The sequence below is a fragment of the Pseudomonas borbori genome, from assembly GCF_900115555.1.
Classification (GTDB): Bacteria; Pseudomonadota; Gammaproteobacteria; order Pseudomonadales; family Pseudomonadaceae; genus Aquipseudomonas; species Aquipseudomonas borbori.
In genome coordinates this window covers 115626-138170 of record NZ_FOWX01000001.1, presented here as the reverse complement: position 1 = coordinate 138170, position 22545 = coordinate 115626, and the positions used below count along the sequence as shown (strand labels likewise).

Here is a 22545-nt window from a genome sequence, read left to right as displayed (position 1 = left end):
CAGGTAGGAACAGCGCAACCCCGGCCCAACAAGGCAGAGGCCAAGGGCAATTTCTTGCCGCCCGGTAAAACCCCACCCTGGCGGGCGGGGCCTAGCCGGCTTATGCCCGCCTTGGGTTGCGCAGCAGGAAGTGCGACAGCGCCGGGATCAGGATCAGCGCGCCGAGCATGTTCCAGACGAACATGAAGGTCAGCAGGATGCCCATGTCGGCCTGGAACTTGATCGGCGACCAGGCCCAGGTGATCACCCCGGCGGCCAGGGTGATGCCGACCAGGCCGACCACCCGCCCGGTGAAGGCCACCGCGTTCTTGTAGGCCGCCGACAGCGGCAGGCCCTGGCGCTGGAAGTGCAGCTGCACGCTGAGCAGGTACAGCGCATAGTCGATACCGATGCCCACGCCGAGGGCGATTACCGGCAGGGTCGCGACCTTGACGCCGATGCCCATGTACACCATCAGCGCCTCGCAGAGGATCGAGGTGAGCACCAGCGGCAGCACCGCCACCACGGCCGCGCGCCAGCTGCGGAAGGCGATCAGGCAGAAGATGATCACCGCCGTATAGACGTAGAGCAGCATGGTGCGGTTGGCCTCGCGCACCACGATGTTGGTCGCCGCCTCGATCCCGGCTGAGCCGGCGGCGAGGAGGAACTGGCGATCCTCGCTGCTGTTGTCCTGGGCGAACTTGTCGGCGATGGCCACCACGGCATCGAGGGTCTCGGCCTTGTGGTCGGCCAGGTAGGCGATCACCGGCATCAGCGAGCAGTCGGTGTTGAACAGCTCCGGCGCGTTGACCGAGGCCTGCTGCGCGGCGTAGTTGAGCATGTCCTGGTTGCGCTGGATGCTGTTCAGCTTGGGGTTGCCCTCGAACGAGCCGGCGGTGATCTGGCGTACCGCGTTGACCAGCGACACCGTGGTCTGCACCTGCGGGTGCTGCTGCAGTTCCCAGGCCAGGCGGTCGGCCAGAACCAGGGTCTGGTAGTTCAGGCAGCCTTCCGGGCCGGTCTTGATCATCACCGCGAACATATCGCTGGACAGCGCGTAGTGGCCGGTGATGTAGGCGTTGTCGCGGTTGTAGCGCGAGTCCTCGCGCAGCTCCGGGGCACCGCTGTCGAGGTCGCCGATCTTCAGCTGCAGGCTGACCATGAAACCGCCGATGCCCAGCGCCAGCGCCACCAGCACCGCGCCGGTCGCCCACTTGGCCGTGGTGAAGCGGTCGAGCAGGTCCCACAGCTTGCCCAGGCCGCGATGCTGGGTGGCGTGGGCGTCGATGATCAGCGCGCGCTCGGCGGCCTTGGCGCTGACGCCGACATAGGACAGCGCCACCGGCATCATCAGCAGGGTGGTGAAGATCAGCACGGCGACGCCGATGCTGGCGGTGATCGCCAGCTCCTGGATCACCGGAATGTCGATCAGCATCAGCACGGCGAAACCCACAGCATCGGACAGCAGTGCGGTGACCCCGGCGATGAACAGGCGGCGGAAGGTGTAGCGCGCCGCCACCAGCTTGTGGGTGCCCTGGGCGATGTCCTGCATGATGCCGTTCATCTTCTGCGAGGCGTGGGACACGCCGATGGCAAAGATCAGGAAGGGCACCAGGATCGAGTAGGGATCGATGGCGTAGCCCAGCCAGGAGACGATGCCCAGCTGCCAGACCACCGCCATCAGCGAACAGCCGACCACCAGCAGGGTGCTGCGCAGGCAGCGGGTGTACAGCAGGATGATGCAGAAGGCGCTGAGTACGGCGATGGCGAAGAACATCATCACCTGGATCAGGCCGTCGATCAGGTCGCCGATCAGCTTGGCGAAGCCGATCACGCGGATCTTGATCTTGCCGCTGCCTTCCGCGTCGCCCTGGCGAACGCTGGCGCCGGTGAACTCGTACTGGTCGCGCAGTTTTTCCTCGAGCACCTGGGAGAACTGGTGGTAGTCGATGCCCTGACCGGTGGCCGAGTCCTTGTCGAGCAGCGGCACGATCAGCATGCTCGACTTGAAATCGCTGGCCACCAGGCTGCCGACGATGCCGGCGCGGTTGATGTTCTGCCGCAGCAGCTCGATGTCCGCCGGCGTGCCGCTGTAGGTATCGGGCATCACCGGCCCGCCCTGGAAGCCTTCTTCGGTGACCTCGGTCCAGCGTACCGCCGGGCTCCACAGCGACTTCATCCAGGCGCGGTCGACCCCAGGGGTGAGGAACAACTCGTCGTTGACCTGCTTGAGCACCTCCAGGTACTCGGGGTCGAAGATATCGCCCTCGGTGTTCTCCACCACCACCCGCACCGAGTTGCCCAGCCCGCGCAGCGAGGCGCGGTTTTCCAGGTAGTTCTGGATGTAGGGCTGGCTCTGCGGAATCATCTTCTCGAAGCTGGGGCGCATTTCCAGGCGGGTCACGGCCATGTAGCCGAGCAGCAGGGTAATCAGCGCCATGCACAGGACGAACAGCGGACGGTGGTTGAACACCGAGCGCTCCAGCAGGTTGCCGGTAGCCGGATCGAAGTCGCGCACGTGACGGATCACCGGCATGCTGTCTTGTTGGATTGTGCCCATGTCAGGGTACTCGCTCTTGTTGTTCTGTTATTCGACGGGCAGCACGCGCACGCCACGGCTACCCACCAGCACCAGGGCGCCATTGGCGGCCTGGGTGGCGCCGGCGACCGGCGACTGCTGGGCCTGCGGTAGCAGCTGCAGGGCGGCGTCGGCGCCGGCGCCGGCCCGGAGCATGTGCCCGGCCTGGGTGAACAGCCGGTAGTCGCCCCGGGCATCCCGCGCGGCGGCGGTGATGCTGACCTGCAGGCCGCTGTCGAGCTGCTGCCAGCTCTGACCAGCATCGCGGCTGTGAAACACATGACCGCGCAGGCCGTAGGCGAGCAGCTCGCCGGGGCTACCGATCAGGCCGAAGTAGCTGCCCTGGTAGGGGCTGTCAACGGCGACGAAGCGCTCCTGCCCGGCATCCCACTTGCGCAGCAGGCCCTGCTCGCCGGCCAGGTACAGTGCAGCGCCGGTGGCGGCGATGGCATTCAGGTGCAAGCCCTGGGGGTTGTCGGTGCGGTCCTGCAGCGGCGTCCAGCTCTGGCCGCCATCGCGGGTGGCGAGGATCAGGTTGAACACGCCGACCGCGTAACCGCGCTGGGCGTCGGCGAACCAGACGTCGAGGAACGGCTTGTCGGCGCCCTCTTCGATCAGCCGTTGACCTTCGGCGGCGAACAGTGGCCAGTGTTCGTTGCCCGGCTCGGCACTGGCCAGGGCACTGTAATGCTTGAGCACCAGCTCGCCGATCGCACGGCCATCGAGCTGCTTGCTCCAGCTCTGGCCGGCATCGCTGCTGTGCAGGATCACGCCATCGTTGCCCACCGCCCAGCCCTGCTCGGCGGTGGGGAAATGCACGGCATTCAGATCGGCGCTGACCGGCACGGCGGCCTGCTGCCAGGACTGGCCGGCATCATCGGAATAGAGAATGTGGCCACGTTGGCCAACGGCAACCAGACGCTCACCCGCACGGGTTACGTCCAGCAGGGGGCTGCGCACGGCCAGGGCACTCGGCTTGGCCGGTAGGTCCAGCACATCGACATAGCTGGCCGCCTGGGCGACAGCCTGCAGCAGTACCAGTGTGGCGCACAGCGCCAGCCGTACATACTGTCTGACAGAACACATAACGCGTCCTCTTGGAAAAAGGGCGCCGGAGTGCACCCGTGGTACAACCCCGGCGTCAGAATCAGCAGCCCCGGCTGACTGATCGCTAAGCGGGTCAGCCGCCGCTCACGCTGCCGGGGATGGCAGCGGACCGGCGAGGGCTCTTGTCATCGTGCGTTTAGCGGATACCGGCACCAGCCAGGGCTTCCGGCGACCACTGCACCTTCGACAGGGGTTCGATGTACTTGATGCCGCCGTAAGGGCCGACCACACCGTTGATGTTGTAGCTGCCACCGACCAGATCGTAGATGACGTGTGGCGCGGTGTTGGGCGTATCCACGTCGTAGCTCTGGGTGAAGAAGCTGTAGGAACCACGATACAGCTGACCGCGGGCATCGTACTGGTCAGAGGCCAGGGCGTTCCAGGTGTCCTCGTCCAGGTAGAAGCGGCGCTTGTGGTAGATATGGCGGGCGTCACCCTTGAGGGTACCTTCGACCACCCACACGCGATGCTTCTCCCAGCGCACGAACTCCGGCGCCAGGTGGTTCGGCGTGGTCATCGGCTTGGGATCCTTGATGTAGGTCAGCGCGTAGGTGTTGTACGGCACGATCATTTCCTGCTTGCCGACCAGTTTCCAGTCGTAGCGGTCCAGCGCACCGTTGAACACGTAGATGTCGTCATAGGTGCCGGAGCCGGCGGTGCCAGGGTTCGGCGTGTCGTAAGCCAGGTTCGGCGCCAGCTTCACCCGACGCACGCCGGGCAGGTACTGCCAGGCACGGCGCGGTTGTTCCAGGGGGTTGGCGGCGTCCTTGAGCATCAGCGACTCGCCGGCGCGGCGGGCCGGACCGCTGTAGTACAACTTGGTCTGGAAGAAGATGTCCTTGGCATCGATCACCTTGTTCAGGTCTTCGTAGATCGGGAAACCGTTGTATGCCATGCCGGTGGTGGCCAGGGTCGGCACCCCGGCGGAGTCGACGTTCCAGGAGTCGTACTTGGTGGAGTACGCGACCCCCTGGTAGCGCAGCAGGTGGTTCCACATGGCTTCCGCCCCGCTCTGCGGAATCGGGAAGGGCACGCCCGGCAGGACGTTGTCGATGGCGTTGCCACCTTCCAGCGACTTGGCGCCGGTAGCGTTCTTCAGGGTGTTGTCCAGCAGGGCCTGGGGTAGCGTCGCCGTGCGATGACTCGGGTAGACATCGATGCGGAAGCTGGGGAAACGCTTGACCAGCTCGGCGGTGACCGCAGTCAGTTGGTCCTTGTACTGGTCGAGGTTCTTGCCGTCGATCACCAGCAGCGGCTTCTCGCCGGCGAAGGGATCGGGACGGACGGTGTCGCCGGCCTTGAACCCGGCCGGCGCGGTTTTCAGGCCGCCGTCGAAGGCCGGGATGGAGCCGTCGGCGTTACCGGCTTGCTCGGCGCCGACCGCAGTCAGGCTGGTGCCCAGCTTGGCCGCTTCCTCGGCCGATACCGCTGCCAGGGCGGAACTTGAAATCACGGCGGCCAGAGAGGCGGCCAGCAGCGTAGTCACGAATTTCATCTTGTTGTACTCCTGCCTAGAGGCTAGGTCATTCGCGGATCAGAAGGTGGTTTTCATGGTCAGGTATACGGCGCCACGGTCTTCGCCGGTGGCACCGCCGCCGGAGAACGAGGAGTAGCCGCCGCCGTAGCAGGTGTAACGCTCGGGACCATCCAGGGCGTTCGGCGTGGCCCCATCGGTGGCGCCGTCGTTACACTTCTCCGTCTCGCCGAAGGAGTCGACGTACTTGAGGTCGACGAAGTACTTGCTGTAGATCGCCGCGCTCACGCCTACCGCATAGTTGCCGGTATCCTCGGCACCGCCTGCGACGACCGGGGAGACGCCATCGAGGCCGACGTTGATCGACATAGGCGCACTCAGGTCGACACCCGGGAACACCTGGTACCAGGTCGGGGTGAAGTTGACTGCCAGGCCCCAGTTGTCGCGGGTCGGCTTGTCGATGCCACGGTAGGTGCTCTTGCCCTTGTACAGCGCCTCGTTCTCGCTATCGAGGCTGATCAGGTTGCTGTAGTACAGCTCGCCGAGCAGGGTGGCCGAGTCGAACAGCGGGGTGTCGCCGATGGCGACCAGACCGTTGAGGGTCCAGTGCAGGGTATCGCCGGTGGCTGCCATGCTGTCGCCTTCGCCCGGCACGGCAGTAACCACGCCGGTGCCCGGGGTGCGCGCCGGCAACAAGCCCAGTCCAGAGGCAAGCCCGAAAGGACCAGGCGCACTGAGGAGGGCCGGAATGCTGCTCAGCGGCATGTTCTGGCGGAAGTTGAGGTCGCTGCCGACGCTGACGTCGCCGAAGCTCTTGGACAGGCTCAGGCCGTAGATGTCGATATCGTCGCCGTAGCTGAGGTTGTAGCTGGTGCCAGCCAGGGATTCGACCAGAGTACAGACCGCCCCACCCGGACCGCCAAAACCGCAGCTATTACCCACGACAGTCAGCGAGCGGGCATCCAGTACGGCCTGCGGCAGGATGTCCGAGGTGTTGCGGTAGTAGGCGCCCAGGGTGCCGTCCAGCCATTCAGGCGACCACTTGACCATCAGACCCCAGTCGCCACGATCATCGGGGGTGTTGTCATCGCCGCGACGCACATTGGTCAGCGCGTCCTGGCCGAGGAAGCCCGGCGGCGTGGCGGTGTGGCCGAGCAGGAAGGACTGCGCGCCCTCGCCGAGCACATCGGAGGTGCCGTAATAGGTCCCCGCCTCGGGCAGGCGTGCCTCGTCCCACTTGAGGAAATACTGGGCGCCGAAGGTCAGCTCTGGATTGAGGGTGAAGGTGGTGGAAATCTGGTTGCGCGGAACGAACAGTTCCTTGGCCTCGGTGCCCGGGGACGCGGCCAGCTTGGCCAGGTCCAGGCCGGACTGGCCGTAGCTGACCGAATGCACCGGGTTGAGGATGGTCTCGCCCCAGAACACGTTGTGCTGGCCGGCCTTGATGCTGAACAGCGACTCCTCGCCCACCTCGGTGCTGTAGAACACGAAGGCGTCGAGAATCTCGCCGGACGGCCCACTGTAGTAGCGCTGGGCATAGTTGCTCAGATGTCGGCTACCGTTGCCCACGCTGTCGAGAGCGGTGAAGCCACCGACCAGGGGGTGCTCGCCGAGCATGCCGCTGACGGCGCCATTGCCGTTGACGAACGGATTGGAGTTCGAGCCGGTATTGTCGTAGGCCTTGTCGTACCAGCTCGCGGCGCTGACGCGGAAGCCCATGGCATTCTGATAGACCACGTCGAACTCGGACAGCAGGTCGACGCGGTTGGTGATATTGGTGCCGGACTTGCGGAAGTTGTAGTCGCCGTCGTTGTTGTTCGGCGTAGCCAGCATGCGCTTGTCGGCACTTTCGGTACGCACGCCGTAGTTGTACTTGACCGTGTTGTCGAAGCGCACTGCCCAGTCTTCGCTGCCCGTATCCACCTCGAAGGCCTGGGCGGCCGGCATCGAGGCGGCCAGGATGGCGGTGGCCAGCAGGCTGCGACGCAAGGGTCTGGGGTTGTGATTCTTATTGTTGTGCATTGCGTTGTCTCCGCTTTTTGTGATTGTTGCTCTAACAACGGCTCACATCAGGTATAGCAGCGATGCGAGTTGTACTTGTTCAGTCTGTTCCTGGATGCAAACTTGTTTGCTGCGCGGAACGCGTGCGTCGGCGTTCCCGACTAGTGATCCAGATCGTCGATGAAATCCTCGGCCAGCGGCCATTCGCCGTAGCCGGAAGCCGGATTGAGGTGGCCGACCGCGCCGAGGTTGACCAGTGCGCTACCCCAGTCCTGGGCCATGCGGGTAACCGCGTCCAGGCTGGCCAGGTAATCGTTGGAGCTGCCGGCGAGGATGCTGCGAAACGGCAGCCTGCCCTTGGGCAGCGGATCCCAGCCGTTGGCACGCAGGCTGTCCGGCGTCGGGTAGTTTTCCGGCCAGCTGGCCTCGAGGTCCGGCGGTGCGACCAGCAGGGCACCCTTGATCGGACGGTCGTAGCACGCCGCCCAATGCACCACCATCAGCACGCCGGCGCTGTGCGCGACCAGGATCACCGGCCCGTCGATCTGCTCCAGCTCACGCTGGATGGCCTCGACCCGGGCGGCGCAACTGAGCTTGTCGGTTTCCAGGGGCGGCACGCTGCGCACCTTGGCCAACCTGGCCTCGAGCAATGTCTGCCAATGCTCGGCGACATGCTCACGCAGGCCCGGCACGATCAGAACGGTTGCGGCAGTTTGTTTCTTGTCCACCTCAGCACCCTCGTCTTCTCGATGATTCGGGCAGCCGACCCGCCAGAATCTTTCATAGTGTCGACAATAAAGAGCCACCCTCCCCTGCGCTTCTCATTTGACGTCAGTCACTTTTCTATTGATGACAAGGCGACCGTGCAGCGACAACAGGAGATGGGTGGCCAGTCGCGGCTGCGTCGCCTCGAGGGGAGCCGCCTGTCGGCGTCGACAGGTCGGGGCCTATTCGCCCATCGCCGCTAGACGTTGAACCGCTCGACCAGTGCATGCAGCGAATGCGCGGTGGTCTCCAGATCGCGCCCGAGCAGCGAGGAGCGCCCGGTGATCTCGGCGTTGCGTTCCGCCGCCTGGGAGATGGTGGTGATCTGCCGGGAAATGTCCTCGGCGACTTGGGTCTGCTGTTCGGCCGCGGCGGCCATCTGCTCGGCCATCTCATGGATACCACCGACCGCGCTGGTGATGCCGTCCAGGGCGCGCTCGGTGTCGATCACCCGCTCCACTCCCGCGCGTGCCTCGTCGCTGCCCTGGCGGGCGATTGCCACCGCCTGCCGGGCGACGTCCTGCAAGGTACCGATGATCTGCTGGATCGCCTCGGTGGAGTCGCGGGTCTTGGAGGCCAGCGCCCGTACTTCGTCGGCCACCACGGCGAAACCGCGGCCCTGCTCGCCGGCCCGCGCCGCCTCGATGGCGGCATTCAGGGCCAGCAGGTTGGTCTGCTCGGCGATCGCCTGGATCAGGTTGGCGGCCTGCTGGATCGACTGCGTCTGCGCGGCCAGGTTGTCCACCGAGCCACCGATGTTGTCCACGGTGTCGGCCAGTTTCTCGATCACCCGACGGCTCTGCTGCGCCTGCTGGGTACCACTGGCCGACAACTGATTGACCTCGCGCGCGCCATTGGCGGTCTGCTGGATATGCACCGAGACCTGGGCGATCGAGGCCGCCATCTCGTGCATGGCAGTGGCGGCCATGTCCGCCTCGACACGCTGCGCCTGCAGCGCGGTTTGCGCCTGCCCGACCAGCTGACCGTTCTGGGTCGCCAGCACCGCCGTCTGGTCGGCGTAATCGCCCAGGCGCGCGAGCGCGGTGCGAATGCGCGAGCCCTCGCTGATCAGCGCCATCTGCAGGCGGGCAACCGCCCCCGACTCGCTGCTGTAGGTGCGCGCCACCAGTTCGCTGTCGAAGGCCAGCGGCGCCGCTTCGTGGACCTTTGCCAGCGCCCGCCGCACGTACCAGAGCGACAGCCAGGTTTGCCCGAACGACAAGCCCAGCAGGCAGCCGACCGCCCACCCCGGCTGGCCCTGGCTCAGCAGCAGCGGCCCCGACAGGGCGCCCAGCAGCGGCAGCAGCAGGAAGCGGCTGAGCGTGCGCAACCGCTCGCCGCCGCTGGCCGCCGGCTGCCCGTTGCGCAGGCGCGCATAAAGCGCGGCGGCCCGCTCGACCTGCTCGACGCTGGGCCTGACCTGTACCGACTCGCAGCCCACCACCCGGCCATTCTGGCGGATGGGCGTGACATAGGCGCTGACCCAGTAGAAGTCGCCGTTCTGGCAGCGGTTCTTGACCATGCCCATCCAGTTCTTGCCGGCCTTGAGGTGGCTCCACATGTGCGCGAACAGCGCCGGCGGCATATCGGGATGGCGCACGATATTGTGCGGGCTGCCGATCAATTGCTCGCGGCTGAAGCCGCTGACCGCGACGAACTCGTCGTTGCAGTAGGTCAGGTTGCCCTGCTCGTCCGTCGCGGAGATCAGCCGCTGCTCGGCTGGAAAACTGCGCTCGCGGTCGGTGATCGGCGTATTGGCTCGCATAGGTGCTCCTTCGGGTTGCTCGGTTCGTCCGCGCCCCCACGCCAGTGGCTGGCCACGCAGCCGAACGCCGCGGGGGTGGTCATCGGCGCAAGGTGGGTGGAGGGGAACTAAGGGTCCGAAAAGTACTAGAGCGAACCGTCGTGCACGGCACAATCGACGTCAAAAACTTTTCATTTCATGACTTGCAGGCCAGACTTGATCCATGTCATTTTTTCCTGTCGGGGCCGCTGCCCAGCGCAAGCCCCCCTCCGAGGAATGCTCGCACATGACAAAACTGGTTCGCGCCGCCGTCCTCACCAACTACCTGGAAACGGCCCAGCACCTCGGCTTGAATCCGTACAACCTGCTGGCCGCAGTCGGCCTGAACAAGGCCATGCTGCAGGATCCCGAGCACCGTATCCCGGTCGATGCCGCGGTGCGCCTGCTCGAAGACTCGGCCGCCGCCAGCGGCTGCCAGAACTTCGGCCTGAGCATGGCCGAGTCGCGCCAGCTCTCCGACTTCGGCGCGGTCAGCCTGCTGCTCACCCACCAGCGCACGCTGCGTGAGGCGCTGCAGGTGGTGGTGCAGTACCGCCATCTGCTCAACGACTCACTGGCGATCTTCGTCGAAGAAGCCGGCAGGATGGTGATCATTCGCGAAGAGGTGGTGACCGAGTCGCACCTGCCCTGTCGCCAGGCCAACGAACTGGCCATCGGCGTGATGTTCCGCCTCTGCGCCGCCCTGCTCGGCACGCACTGGCACCCCTACAGCGTCAACTTCACCCACCAGGCACCGAGCAACCTGCAACTGCATCGACGCCTGTTCGGCTGCATGCTGGAGTTCGGCAGCGAGTTCAACGGCATCGTCTGTCCCGACGCCGACCTGGACGCGACCAACCCCCATGCCAATCCAGCCATGGCCCGCTATGCCCAGCGCTACCTCGACTCCCTGCAGAGCAGCAGCGGCGAATCGATGCTGTTCGAGGTGCGCAAGGCCATCTACCTGCTGCTGCCGATGGGCCGGGCCACCATCGAGCAGATCGCCCAGACCATGGGCATGAACGTGCGCACCCTGCAGCGCCGCCTGAAGGAAGGCGGCAGCACCTTCAACGAGCTGATCAACGACGTGCGCCGCGACCTGGTGGTGCGCTACATGGAGAACCCGGACTATTCGCTGGGACGCATTGCCGACATGCTCGGCTACTCCATGCCGAGTTCCTTCACTCGCTGGTTCATCGCCCAGTTCGGCATGCCGCCGGCCGCCTGGCGCAGTACGCGCAGGCAGACACCCCTCGGCAGCGGTGGAGTCAGCGAGCCGGGCGCCGCGGCAACGCCATCCGCTTCGCCAGCAGCCGATCGAGCAGCCGGGTCGGCAGCAGCGCGGCCAGATACCACATCGGGTTGAGCGGGTAGCGCGGCTTGGGCCGGGGCGCCTCGATGGCCTTGAGCACGACCCGGCTGACCGTCGCCACCGGCGCCCCTTTGGCCCCGTTGTGCGCCAACAGACCGAACAGCGCCTGCATGGCGCCGGCGTAATCGCTGTCCAGGTAGCGCGTGTCGGGCTGCGCCTTGCTCCAGATCGGCGTGCGGATCGGCCCCGGCTCGATGATCACCACCGCGATACCGTAGATGCCCAGCTCCACCCGCAGCGCATCGCTGACCGCTTCCAGCGCATGCTTGGTGGCGGCGTAGCAGCCGGTCAGCGGCGTCGCCACCCGCCCGGATACCGAGCCGATATTGATCACCCGCCCCGGCCGCGCGCTGCCGTGGCGCGCGCCGAGCAGCGGCAGGAAGGCCTGGGTGACCGCGAGCAGGCCGAACAGATTGACCTCGAACATGCCGCGGATTTCCTCCAGCGGCTGCAGCAGCAGCGGGCCGCTGGGCGAGGCGATGCCGGCGTTGTTGACCAGCGCGGCCAGGCCCTCGGTGCCGACCCACTGCTCGACCTGGCGCACCGCCTGCGGTAGGCCGGCGCTGTCGCTCACGTCCAGGCGCAGCGGCAGGAAGGCCGCGCCGAGGATGGCGCGGGCACGCTCCCCGTCCTCCTCGCGGCGCACCGTGCCGATGACCCGGTAACCCTGTTCGATCAGCAGGCGGGCGCTGTCCAGGCCAATGCCCGAAGAGGCGCCGGTGATCAGTACGAAAGGCTTCATGTGTTCTGCTCCTGGTGAGATGTATCGCTACGTGCAACTGCATTGCGCTGCGCAAGCCAGAACGCCAGCAGGGCCAGGTACTGCAGGGCAGCCATACCCAGCGCCAGACTCAGCGTGCTGTCCTGCAGCAACGGCACCAGCAACGCAGAGGACAGCGCGGTGACGAGTTGATGGACGGTGATGAAACCACTGGAGGCCAGGCCGCGGCGCTCGGGAAAACGATCGAGGGCAAGCAACTGCAGACCCGGTTGGGTCAGCATCAGACCCAGGGCGAAGATCGGCAGAGCCAGCAGTGGCCAGGGCACGTGGCTCGGCAGCCACAGGCAGAGGCCGATATTCAGCAAGGTGGCGAACAGCATCACGGCGCTGCCAAGCAGCACACCGCGTGCGGCACTCATGCGGCCGGCCACCCGATGGGCGGCGAAGGCGCCGGCCAGCAGGCCGCCGACAATCGGCAGGAACAACCAGGCGAAGGATTGCGCACCCAGTCCCAGGTGCTCGATGACGAAGGTCGGCGCACTCAGCACATAGAGGTAGATCGCGGCATTGGCCCCGGCGTTGGTCAGGCAGATCAGCACGAATGGAGCATCGCGCAGTTGCTCGGCGAACGCGCGGCTCAACGCCAGCGGATGCAACGACTGGCGCTTGTCGAAGGGCAGGGTCTCGGCCAAGTGGCGCCAGCAGCCAAACAGCAGCAGCGCACTGAGCAGGGCGAGAAAGGCGAAGATGCCGCGCCAGCCGAACCAGGGCAGCAACCAGCCGCCACATAACGGGGCAATTGCCGGAGCCAGGGAAAACCCGATAGCCACCAACGCCATCTGCCGCTGCGCGTGCACGCCGTCGAAACGATCGCGGATCATCACTCGTCCGACCACCATGCCGATCCCCGCGCTGAGCCCCTGCAGGGCACGCCCGGCGAACAGCCACTCGATGCTCGGCGCCAGCATGCACAGCAGCGAGGCGCCGAAGAACAGGCCAAGGCCGAACAAGAGGAAGCCGCGGCGACCGATGGCGTCGGCAATCGCGCCGTGCCAGAACAGGGCCAGGGCAAAAGGCAGCAGATAGGCGGTGAGCGTCTGTTGCACCTGGACGGGCGTCGCCGCCAACTCCTCGGCGATGGCGGCGAACGCCGGCATGTAGGTGGCAATGGCGAACTGGCCCATGGAGGCCAGGCTGGCGACCAGCAGGACAAACAGGTAGGAGTTTCGCATTGGGGGCGCTCGCCGCTCTCCGTGGACGGCCCCGGCCGTCCGTGAGGAGCGTCGCCGCGACCGCAAACAATAAAAAAGCGGCCGACTGCGCAAACAGCCGCCGCCAAACCGGGACTCACCACCCCGGGTAACTGCCCCCTCACAGGGGCTTTACACGCTCATGACATGGCCGCCCGGCGCTTTCAGCCCTGCTTCCCGAGCAACGTCAGCGCCAGCTCGTCGAGATCAAGCACCGCGCGACTGAGATAAAATTCGGCGCCACCCTGGGCGCGGCCCTTACGCTGCTGCAGTTCGGCGCGCACGAAGCGGTAGTTGCCCCTGACCTTGACCAGCACCTCGGCGTGTGTCGAATACGCGGCCAGCAGGCTGTCGAAACGCTGTTCGATGGCAGCGTCGAGGGCCTGCAGTTGCGCGGGCGTCAGGGCGAAGTCGGCCTTGTCCGGCAGCGGGTAGCGGTGCAACTGGTAGTCCAGCAACAGACTGGCCAAGGCCTGGCTTTGGGCATTGAACGGCTGCAACGACGCGGTCGCGAGCAGATCCCGATGGGCGCGGGCGTGGGCATCGGCGCCCTGGCGCAGCTGCACATGCTCGACCAGCAGTTGCCGAACCAGCTCGGGATAGCGCTCGCGCTGGGCCCGCGGCAAGCGGTCCAGTTCGGTGAACAGGCGCTTCATGGCACGCAGCGGCTGCGCCAACGGGTCCGGCTGGCCAAGCTGCACGACGTGGGTTTCCAGGGTATTGAGGTGATAAAACGCCGCGCTCAGGCTGCGCGGGTCGGGGCTGCGATCCTGCGGGTTGAAATAGACCATGGCACTGGCGCACAGCAGCCGGCTGCGGCTGCCGAGCTCACTCAGTTGCTGGGCGCTGCGCCCGTCGCCCCAGGCCGGTGGACTCATCAGGTACAGCAGGCACAACAGCGCTGTCGTTCGCATCTTCCCTTCCCTCGGTTCTTGTTGTTATGTCGAATCCTGTGGTGAATCTGCCCGGCTCAGCCAAATCAGGACGCTGAAGACCTGCGGCAAGGTGCGGCTGGCGAACTGGCCCATGGGAGCCAGACTGACGATCCGAACGACGAAGAGGTAGAAGTCACGCATTCGGGGCGCCAATCTGACTTCCATGGGAGGGTCCGGCACTGGGCAAAGGGTGTCACGGCAAGTAGCGTTAAAAAAACGGTCGACTGCCGAAGCAGTCGCCGCAAAGGGATCCGGGGACCGCTCCCCGGATAAAGTGCCCTGTGGAGTAACGGGGTAAGGCGCTTAACGCAGAATCGTGCAGCCGGTGGCCGCCTGCAATTCGTCGAAGCTGACGCCCGGCGCCATCTCCACCAGACGCAGGCCGTCGGCGCCGATATCCAGCACGGCCAGGTCGCTGATGATCCGGTCGACCACGCCGACCCCGGTCAGCGGCAGCTCGCAGCGCTCGAGGATCTTGTGCGCACCGCCCTTGGCGCAGTGCTCCATCAGCACCACCACGCGCTTGACCCCGGCCACCAGGTCCATGGCGCCGCCCATGCCCTTGACCATCTTGCCGGGGATCATCCAGTTGGCCAGGTCGCCCTGCGCCGAGACCTGCATGGCGCCGAGCAGGGCCAGGTTGATGTGGCCGCCGCGGATCATGCCGAAGCTCTCGGCGCTGTCGAAGAAGCTGCTGCCCGGCTGGGTGGTGATGGTCTGCTTGCCGGCGTTGATCAGGTCGGCGTCGATCTCCTCCTCGCCGGGGAAGGGACCGATGCCGAGCAGGCCGTTCTCGCTCTGCAGCCAGACTTCCATGCCCGCGGGAATGTAGTTGGCGACCAGGGTCGGCAGGCCGATGCCGAGGTTGACGTAGAAGCCGTCCTGCAGCTCCTGGGCGGCGCGCTGCGCCATTTCTTCACGGGTCCAGGCCATTTTCAGTTGCCCTCAGGGTTGCGCCGCGCAGGGCTGGCGTCGATTACCAGGCTCTGGGTGTAGATGCCTGGCAGATGGAGGTTGTCGGCGTCGTCGGTCTCGGCGTCGCAGTGGTTCAGCGGGCGGATGCCGTCGGTCAGCGGATTGCACAGGGCCAGGCCGAGGGTGCCGGTGAACACCCGGGTATCCGTCAGGGCGAGCGCGCCCAGGCGCCGAGCGTCGCTGTGGGGCTGGCTCGGTGCGTGCGGCTGGCTGCGCTGGTACCAGGCGTCCATGCCGTCGGGGACGAAGCCGGCGCGCAGCGCGGACAGGCCGATGCCGAGGTGCACATGGGTGTCGCCGCGGCTTTCGTCGATGGCGCGTTGCGCCAGGTTTAGCAGGGTCATGATCAGCTTCTCACCGTGCGCACTTCGATACGTTTTTCCGGGCTGGCGTTGAGCACCAGACGCTGCACATAGATGCCCGGCAGGTGGATCTCGTCCGGCGACAATTCGCCGACTTCGACGATCTCCTCCACCTCGGCGACGCACACCCGCCCGGCCTTGGCGCACAGCGGATTGAAGTTGCGCGCGGTCTTGTTGAACATCAGGTTGCCGGCCTTGTCCGCCTTGGCACCCTTGATCAGCGCCACGTCGGCGGTCAGCGAGCGCTCCATGACGTACCACTCGCCGTCGAACTGGCGGGTCTCCTTGCCCTCGGCGATCAGCGTGCCGTAGCCGGTGCGGGTGAAGAACGCCGGGATGCCGGCGCCGCCGGCACGCAGCTTCTCGGCCAGGGTGCCCTGGGGGGTGAACTCAAGCGTCAGCTCGCCGGCCAGGTACTGGCGCTCGAACTCCTTGTTGCCGCCGACGTAGGAGGAAATCATCTTGCTGATCTGCCGGCTGTAGAGCAGCGGGCCGAGGCCGAAGTCGTCGACCCCGCAGTTGTTGCTGATGATGGTGAAGCCGCGCTTGCCGGTCTCGTGCAGCGCCTCGATCAGCGCCTCGGGGATGCCGCACAGGCCGAAGCCGCCGGAGGCGATGCTGATGCCGTCATGGACGATGTCGGCCAGGGCCGCGTGGGCGTCGGGATAGATCTTGTTCATGGAATACCTCTGGGTTGATCGGGGCCGGCTGTTTCAGCGCTCCAGCACGTAGGTGCCGGGGGCGGCGCACAGCGGCGGGTACTTGCGCGAACCGAGTTTCTTCGGCGCCGGCAGGCTGTCGCCCGAGCGCGCCTGGATCCACTGCCGCCAGTGCGGCCACCAGCTGCCCGGCTGGCGCTCGCCGGCAGCCTGCAGCCAGTCCTCGGCGTCGGCCTGGGCGGCAGTCGCCGCGAAGAAATGCGACTTCGGATTGCCCGGCGGATTGACCAGGCTCTGCAGATGGCCGGCATTGGACAGCACGAAGGTGCTGTCCGCGCCGAACAGCCGCGCGGTGCCATAGCAACCCTGCCAGGGCGTGATGTGGTCGGTGGTGCCACCGACCACGTAGGCACCGACCTTCACCTCGCTCATGTCGATTGGCAGGCCGGCGATCCACAGCTTGTTCGGATTGCTGAAGGGGTTCTGCTGGATCAGGTCCAGGTAGTCGGCATGCAGTTGCGCCGGCAGCCGCGTGGTGTCGCTGTTCCAGGCCAGGATGTCGAAGGCCGGCGGCTTGTTGCCGAGCAGGTAGTTGTTGACCCAGTAGTTCCAGATCAGGTCGTTGGGCCGCAGCCAGGCGAACATGCGTGCGATTTCCTGGCCACTGAGCACGCCCTTGTGCCAGGAGCTGGCCTTGGCCGCGGCCAGCGCCGCCGGCGTAGCCAGTACGCCGATGCCGGTGTCGTCGAGCACCGCCGGCATGTCCAGCACGCACACCGCCCAGCAGGTGTTGGCCACCTTGGCACTTTCGCCGCGCGCCGCCAGCCAGCCCAGGTAGGCGGCCAGGGTGATGCCGCCGGAGCAGGAGCCCCACATGTTCACATCGGCGCTGCCGGTGATCTGCCGTGCCGCGTCCACCGCCTGGTCCAGGCACTGCACGTAGTCGGACAGGCCCCAGTCGCGGTGCTTGGCGGTCGGGTTGCGCCAGCTGATGACGAACAGCTGCACGCCGCTGTCCTGCACCCACTTGATCAGGCTCTTGTCCGGCGACAGGTCGACGGCGTAGTACTTGTTGATCTGCGGCGGCGACATCACCAGCGGCCGGGCATGCACGTCGGGCGTGGTCGGGGCGAACTGCAGCAGTTCGAACATCTCGTTGCGCAGCACCACCTCGCCCTTGGCGGTGGCGATGTTCTCGCCCAGCTTGAACGACGAGCTGTCGACCTGCGACGGCATACCGCGGTTGTGCAGCAGGTCGCTGGACATCTGCCGGGCGCCCTGCAGCAGGCTCATGCCGCCGGTGTCGACCACCTTGCGCAGGGCCGTGGGGTTGGTCAGCAACAGGTTGCTAGGCGCCAGCGCATCGACCAGCAGCGAGGCGACGAAGCGCGCGCGGCCCTTGTCCTGCGCATCCAGATCGGACGCCTGGATGAAGGCGTTGAGCTCGCGCTCGCCGGCCAGATAGCTCTGCACCAGCGAGCGCAGGAACACATTGCTCTGCCAGGCCGGGTCGGCGAAGCGCTTGTCCTTCGGCGCCGGCGCCAACTGCGACTCGCCGCTGGCGATGCGATACAGCTCGCGCAGGTACTTGCCGGTGTGCATGCCGGCCTTGATGGGGGTACGCCCCACCGCCTTGAGCAGCGTGCCGGCCGCTCCCAGCATATCGCGAGGGCGCACGCCGATCAGCGGGGTGATGGCCAGGGTGTTGCTCTCGGCGGCAGCCGTCAGCTCGGTGCTCGGGCTTTCTGCAGCAGGTTTCTCGGCCTTCTTCACGATTTTCTTGGGCTTGTTCGCGCCCTTGCTCGCAACCCCGCCGGAGGCCTTGCTACGGGGGGGGCGTGGCTTGCGTGGAGACACCGCAGGCTGTTCGTCAAACGGGGTTGCCGGCGTGGATTCGGGAGGTAGACTCATGAAGGTTCTCGGGCTGGAGGTTTCGGAAAGCGTGAGACTCGGATCATCACCAGGCCCAATGCAGAAGGAGCAAAACCAGGGCGACCAGGAAGACCGTCTCGCCGATCATCAGCAGGATCGGCTTGATGCCGACCGAGGCCAATTCCTTGAGCTGGGTCTTCATGCCCAAGGCACTGATCGACACCACCAGGCACCAGCGCGACAGCTCGTTGACCCCGCCCTGCACCAGGCTCGGCACCCAGCCGGTGCTATTGACGCAGGCCAGGATGATGAAGCCGACGGCGAACCACGGCAGCAGCGGCGGGCGCTTGCCGGTGGGGTCGGCGCCCTGCATGCGGGTGATCATGGCGGCGACGACGATCACCGGCACCAGCATGGCCACCCGCATCAGCTTGACCACGGTGGCGGTGTCGCCGGTCTCCGGCGACATGCTGTAACCGGCGCCGACCACCTGGGCGACGTCGTGGATGGTGGCGCCGAGGAACACCCCGGCCTCCTGCGGCGACAGGCCCGCCCAGTTGGCGATCATCGGGTAGAGGATCATCGCCAGGGTCGACAGTGCCGAGACGCCGATCACAGTGAACAGGGTGGCGCGTTCCTTCTGCGGATGGTTGGGCAGTGCAGCGGCCAGCGCCAGGGCCGCCGAGGCGCCGCAGATGGCGGTGGCGCCGCCGGTGAGCATGCCGAACAGGCGCTGGAAACCCAGGGCCTTGGCCGCCACTACCGAGACCAGGATAGTCACCACCACCAGGGTCACCACCAGCGCCACCGGCTTCCAGCCGAGGCCGGCGATCTGCTCCAGGGTGATACGCATGCCCAGCAGGGCCACGCCAATGCGCAGCACGCTGCGCGCGGTGAACTCGATGCCGGCCTTGCACTTGCCGTCGGCGGAGAGGAAGTTCAACGCCATACCGAGCAACAGGGCAAACAGCATCACCGGCGCACCGTAGTGCTCGGAGAGGAAGGTCGCCGCTGCCGCGACGATCAGGCTGACGACGAAGCCCGGCGCCAGTTCGCGCACACGGTCTTGAATGCTGACGAGAGCGATGGCGCTCATGGCGCGGACTCCTCGGGGACGATGACAATGAATACCTGGTCGCCCTCTACCGCTATCGGGTAGTTGGCGACCTTGAGTGCGGTCGAGTTGAGCAGGTAGCCGCTGGCCAGATCGAAGCGCAGGCCGTGGGCGCAGCACTGGATCACCTTGCCTTCGAGTTTGCCGCCACACAGCGACGAGCCCTGGTGCGGACAATTGTCGTCGATGGCGTAAAACTGGCCGGCGACATTGAACAGCGCCAGGCTCTTGCCCGCCTGCTCCAGCAGCGCGCGACCGCCGGGGGCCGGAACTTGGTCGACGGGCACCTGCAGCCGTACGCTCATGCCGGCTGCCTCGCGGCATGGGCAAGGGCCTCGGTCATGGCGCCGAGCAGCACTTCGGCCGGCTGCGCGCCGGAGACTGCCAGGCGCCGATCGAAGACGAAATAAGGCACGCCGTTGCCGGCCATGCCAGCAGCTTCGCCGACAAAGGGGCTGCCATCGCCGCGCAGGCTGGGGGCCAGTTGCGCGGGTTCAAAGCCACAGGCTTCGGCGATGGCCAGCAGGCTGGCGGTATCGCCAAGATCCTCGCCATTGTGGAAGTAGGCGGCGAACAGGCGCTCGAGCAGGGCTTCCCGCTGCGCCGCACTGCCCAGGCCGGCGGCGCAGGCCAACAGGCGATGGGCATCGGCAGTATTGGGCATGCGCGCGATACGGGTCAGGTCGATTTCCACCCCGGCTGCGGCGGCGGCCTGTTGCACCTGGGCCTGGCGCAGGCGTACGGCCTCGGTGCTGCCCAGACGCTGACGATAGAACTCGGCGAAGGGCTCGCCCTGCACCGGCATGTCGGGCAGCAACTGTACACCATGCCAGACCAGCTCGACCTTGACCTCCGCCCGGCTGGCGCGCAGCTGAACCAGCGCGCGCTCCAGCTGGCGCTTGCCGATCAGGCACCAGGGGCAGATGAAGTCGAAGAACACATCGATGCGCAATACAGGGTTCATGCCTGGGCCTCCGCGGCAGCCTCGATGGCCTTTTCCTCGACGCCCGCGTCGTTCAGGCGGGCCATGTCGTTGTGGTAGTGGCGCTTGGCGAAGAAGAACACCGCGGCGGCGGCGATGCTGATCAGCGGCACCAACTGGAAGGCGTTGTCCAGGCCGATGATGTCGGACACCTTGCCAGTGATGAACGGCCCCGGCGCCAGGCCCAGCAGGTTGTTGGCCAGGGTCAGGGTGGCGAAGGCGGTGCCGTGCACGCTGTAGTGGGTGAGATTGGCGACCATGGCCCCGGCCGGTCCCGAGGTGCCGGCGGCGATCAGCATGCCCAGGCAGATCAGCACCAGTTGGGGCATGCCCACCGGCAGGGCGAAGGCCAGCGACAGCAACAGGCAGCTACCCAGGCAGAAGGCGATGGCCAGGCTGATCTTGCGATCCGGACGGTTGCGGCACATGCGGTCGCTGAGCATGCCGCAGAGGATCATCCCGGCGCCGCTGCACAGCACGATGATCGCCGCCACCGCGCCGGCCTTGTCGGTGCCCATCTCGTAATAGCGGTTGAGGTAGCTGGGCATCCACACGATCACGGTGCCGCCGACGAACAGCTGCAGGCCGCTGCCGACATAGGCGCTGATCACCGAGCGGCTGGAGTACAGGGTGCGCAGTGGCCGGGTCAGCGCCACGGCGGCCTTGCTCGCGGCTGTCGTCGCGCGCTGCGGAGCGATACGCGATTGCTTGACGATGATCGGATAAAGCGTCGCCAGCACCAGGCCGAAGATGGCCATGCCGGCGAACGCCCAGCGCCAGCCCAGGTGCTCGGCCAGCACGCCGCCGGCGGCCATGCCCAGCACCGAACCGAACATGCCGCCGGAGATGAAGGCACCGGACAGGGTGGCGCGCATCTCGCGCGGGAACACCGCCACCACCACGGCGATGCCGACGCTGCCATAGGCGGCCTCGCCGACCCCGACCAGGAAGCGCGCGACGAACATCTGCTGATAGTTCTCGGCCAGCGCACAACCCATGGTCGCCAGGCTCCAGAGCACGGCCATGATGGTCAGGCTCTTGATCCGGCCGAAGCGGTCGGCCAGCAGCGACAGCGGGAAGGTCAGCAGGCCGACCATCAACGCGACTATGCCGCTGAGCAGACCCAGCTGGCTGTCGCTCAGCGCCCACTCGCCCTTGAGCAGCGGGAACACCGCATTGAGTACCTGGCGCGACATGTAGTCGGAAATCAGCAGACCGAAGGTCAGGGCGAAGACGATCCAGGCATAGGTGCGCGGAATACCGATCGAGGTGTCTTCACCGTCGTTGCTGATGTGGTGTGCGGCCATGCTGCCTCCTGGTGCTACTGCCGATTGTTCTTGTTGTGAGTCCGCTTGTGAAAAAGCTTCAGCAGCCTCACTTGTAGAGACCGCTCTGACGCTCTAAGTCCCGGCCTGCAGGCTGAAGCTTTTTCGCAAACGACTCGGCTGGGCTGCCCTGCCCCGCCGGCGGCGGGACAGGGCAATGCCGTCAGCTTGAACGGCACCCTGCAACTGCGGGTGAATCACTTACGCAAGAAACCCTGCTGACCACCCTTCGGGTTCGGGGCGAAGCCGTTGGCGGCCAGGGTTTCTTCGACCGTGTTGTAGAAAACGCCGATCTTGAGGATCTCGCGGGCTTCCTTGCCGTTGGCAACAGGACGGCCGATTTCTTTGGCGAGGCGTACCAACTGTTCAATCTGCTCGACGGAGGTCATCTTGCGCGAACGGTCCTGGGTCCAGAGGTTGTCCTCGATACCGCAGCGCACATGCAGGCCCATCGCCATGCCCATCAGGTTGATCGGCAGGGTATTGAGCATGGTGCTTTCCACGGTCAGCATGGTGCCGTCGGGGATGGCGCGCAGGAAGTTGGCCATGCTGTAGATATGCGGCTGGTCCATGCCACCGCCAATCGCCACCCAGTTGCACACCAGCGGCCCCTTGTAGACGCCGCGCCGGATCAGGCGCTCCACCGACTCGTAGCTGTTGATGTTGTAGAACTGGAAGGCGCTCTGGATGCCGGCGGCACTCAGGCGGCGCACATGCTCCTCGATGAAGCTCGGGCCGGAGGGCACGATCATCTCGCGGTAGGCCTCGTAGGTATCGCCACCCATGGAGGTGCCGGCGTAGTCGCGCGCATCCATCTGCTCGATGACGTTCATCTGCGTGGTGTTGACCGTCACCGTGACCTGGTCGGGCTTGGGATCGAGTTCGGCGAGCATGTGACGGGTGTCGTCATGCAGCCACTTGGCGGCCGCGCCGTCTTCCGGGGGGGCGAAGGAGATAGAGCCGCCGACCTGGATGACCATGTCCGGTACGGCCTTGCGCACACCGGCAATCAGTTCGTTGAACTTGGACAGGCGCTTGGAGCCCTTGCCGTCCAGTTCACGCACGTGCAGGTGCAATACAGAGGCGCCGGCTTCGTAGCAATCAACGGCCTTCTGGATCTGTTCTTCCATGGTCACCGGAATGTCTTCCGGATAGTCGGAGGGGAACCATTCCGGGCCATAGGGCGCAGCGGTGATGACGAGCTTGTCCTGGTTTTCAGGGAAGAGAGAACCGTCAAGGAAGTTCATTTCTGTTGCCTCAAACAATTGAAAGTGAGTGGTGCCACTTGAGC

General features: G+C 66.0%; 20 protein-coding genes and 1 pseudogene. 1 reads left to right on the top strand and 20 read right to left on the bottom strand.

Annotated features, from left to right (window positions below; genetic code table 11):
* Positions 1–100: 100 nt before the first annotated feature.
* The 7 genes and pseudogenes from BM315_RS00575 to BM315_RS25345 form a co-directional block, all read right to left on the bottom strand.
* Positions 101–2539, bottom strand: a complete 2439-nt coding sequence (locus BM315_RS00575) for an efflux RND transporter permease subunit (protein ID WP_090496730.1) — start codon at positions 2537–2539, stop codon at positions 101–103.
* Between the two features lie 27 nt (positions 2540–2566).
* A complete protein-coding gene (locus BM315_RS00570) occupies positions 2567–3643 on the bottom strand; it encodes a WD40/YVTN/BNR-like repeat-containing protein (protein WP_090496729.1) in 1077 nt (358 codons plus the stop codon).
* A 157-nt stretch (positions 3644–3800) separates the two neighbouring features.
* Positions 3801–5159, bottom strand: a complete 1359-nt coding sequence (locus BM315_RS00565; protein ID WP_090496728.1) for a DUF1329 domain-containing protein — start codon at positions 5157–5159, stop codon at positions 3801–3803.
* Positions 5160–5198: 39 nt separating this feature from the next.
* The gene (locus BM315_RS00560) at positions 5199–7160 is read right to left on the bottom strand and encodes a DUF1302 domain-containing protein (RefSeq protein WP_090496725.1); all 1962 of its coding nucleotides are present in this window, start codon (positions 7158–7160) and stop codon (positions 5199–5201) included.
* Between the two features lie 140 nt (positions 7161–7300).
* Positions 7301–7867 (bottom strand): RBBP9/YdeN family alpha/beta hydrolase, encoded by a 567-nt coding sequence (locus BM315_RS00555; RefSeq protein WP_090496723.1) that lies wholly within the window; start codon positions 7865–7867, stop codon positions 7301–7303.
* A 236-nt stretch (positions 7868–8103) separates the two neighbouring features.
* On the bottom strand, positions 8104–9345 hold the full coding sequence (locus BM315_RS00550) for a methyl-accepting chemotaxis protein (protein ID WP_425287758.1): 1242 nt from the start codon (positions 9343–9345) through the stop codon (positions 8104–8106).
* Positions 9343–9669, bottom strand: a pseudogene (locus BM315_RS25345) (PAS domain-containing protein); the annotation flags it as partial. The pseudogene BM315_RS25345 and the gene BM315_RS00550, both read right to left, overlap by 3 nt.
* Positions 9670–9934: 265 nt before the next feature.
* On the opposite strand from BM315_RS25345, the gene BM315_RS00545 reads away from it, so the two are divergent.
* Complete coding sequence (locus tag BM315_RS00545; RefSeq protein WP_090496719.1) at positions 9935–11053, top strand: AraC family transcriptional regulator; 1119 nt, start codon at positions 9935–9937, stop codon at positions 11051–11053.
* Here the strand turns inward: BM315_RS00545 and BM315_RS00540 are convergent.
* From BM315_RS00540 to BM315_RS00485, 13 genes are all read right to left on the bottom strand, one after another.
* Complete coding sequence (locus BM315_RS00540; protein ID WP_090496716.1) at positions 10956–11801, bottom strand: SDR family oxidoreductase; 846 nt, start codon at positions 11799–11801, stop codon at positions 10956–10958. The two genes, BM315_RS00545 and BM315_RS00540, sit on opposite strands and share 98 nt — an antisense overlap.
* Positions 11798–13012, bottom strand: a complete 1215-nt coding sequence (locus BM315_RS00535) for a multidrug effflux MFS transporter (protein ID WP_090496714.1) — start codon at positions 13010–13012, stop codon at positions 11798–11800. The genes BM315_RS00540 and BM315_RS00535 overlap by 4 nt, the downstream gene beginning before the upstream one ends.
* A gap of 182 nt (positions 13013–13194) precedes the next feature.
* Positions 13195–13944, bottom strand: a complete 750-nt coding sequence (locus tag BM315_RS00530) for a hypothetical protein (RefSeq protein ID WP_090496713.1) — start codon at positions 13942–13944, stop codon at positions 13195–13197.
* 24 nt (positions 13945–13968) lie between these two features.
* Positions 13969–14106, bottom strand: a complete 138-nt coding sequence (locus BM315_RS24595; RefSeq protein ID WP_170862125.1) for a hypothetical protein — start codon at positions 14104–14106, stop codon at positions 13969–13971.
* Positions 14107–14268: 162 nt separating this feature from the next.
* Positions 14269–14898 (bottom strand): CoA transferase subunit B, encoded by a 630-nt coding sequence (locus BM315_RS00525; RefSeq protein WP_090496711.1) that lies wholly within the window; start codon positions 14896–14898, stop codon positions 14269–14271.
* A 2-nt stretch (positions 14899–14900) separates the two neighbouring features.
* The gene (locus BM315_RS00520) at positions 14901–15284 is read right to left on the bottom strand and encodes a hypothetical protein (protein WP_090496709.1); all 384 of its coding nucleotides are present in this window, start codon (positions 15282–15284) and stop codon (positions 14901–14903) included.
* A 2-nt stretch (positions 15285–15286) separates the two neighbouring features.
* A complete protein-coding gene (locus BM315_RS00515) occupies positions 15287–15982 on the bottom strand; it encodes a CoA transferase subunit A (protein WP_090496708.1) in 696 nt (231 codons plus the stop codon).
* Between the two features lie 33 nt (positions 15983–16015).
* Entirely contained in the window at positions 16016–17872 is a 1857-nt protein-coding gene (locus tag BM315_RS00510) for an alpha/beta fold hydrolase (RefSeq protein WP_090496706.1), read from the bottom strand.
* A 46-nt stretch (positions 17873–17918) separates the two neighbouring features.
* Positions 17919–18929 carry a YeiH family protein gene (locus tag BM315_RS00505; RefSeq protein WP_090496704.1) on the bottom strand — a complete coding sequence of 337 codons (1011 nt, stop codon included), beginning with the start codon at positions 18927–18929 and terminating at the stop codon, positions 17919–17921.
* On the bottom strand, positions 18926–19252 hold the full coding sequence (locus BM315_RS00500; RefSeq protein WP_090496703.1) for a Rieske (2Fe-2S) protein: 327 nt from the start codon (positions 19250–19252) through the stop codon (positions 18926–18928). Before BM315_RS00500 ends, BM315_RS00505 begins: the two co-directional genes overlap by 4 nt.
* On the bottom strand, positions 19249–19911 hold the full coding sequence (locus BM315_RS00495; RefSeq protein ID WP_090496701.1) for a DsbA family oxidoreductase: 663 nt from the start codon (positions 19909–19911) through the stop codon (positions 19249–19251). The genes BM315_RS00500 and BM315_RS00495 overlap by 4 nt, the downstream gene beginning before the upstream one ends.
* The gene (locus tag BM315_RS00490) at positions 19908–21236 is read right to left on the bottom strand and encodes an MFS transporter (protein ID WP_090496699.1); all 1329 of its coding nucleotides are present in this window, start codon (positions 21234–21236) and stop codon (positions 19908–19910) included. Before BM315_RS00490 ends, BM315_RS00495 begins: the two co-directional genes overlap by 4 nt.
* A gap of 215 nt (positions 21237–21451) precedes the next feature.
* On the bottom strand, positions 21452–22501 hold the full coding sequence (locus tag BM315_RS00485) for a beta-keto acid cleavage family enzyme (protein ID WP_090496698.1): 1050 nt from the start codon (positions 22499–22501) through the stop codon (positions 21452–21454).
* Between the last annotated feature and the right edge of the window lie 44 nt (positions 22502–22545).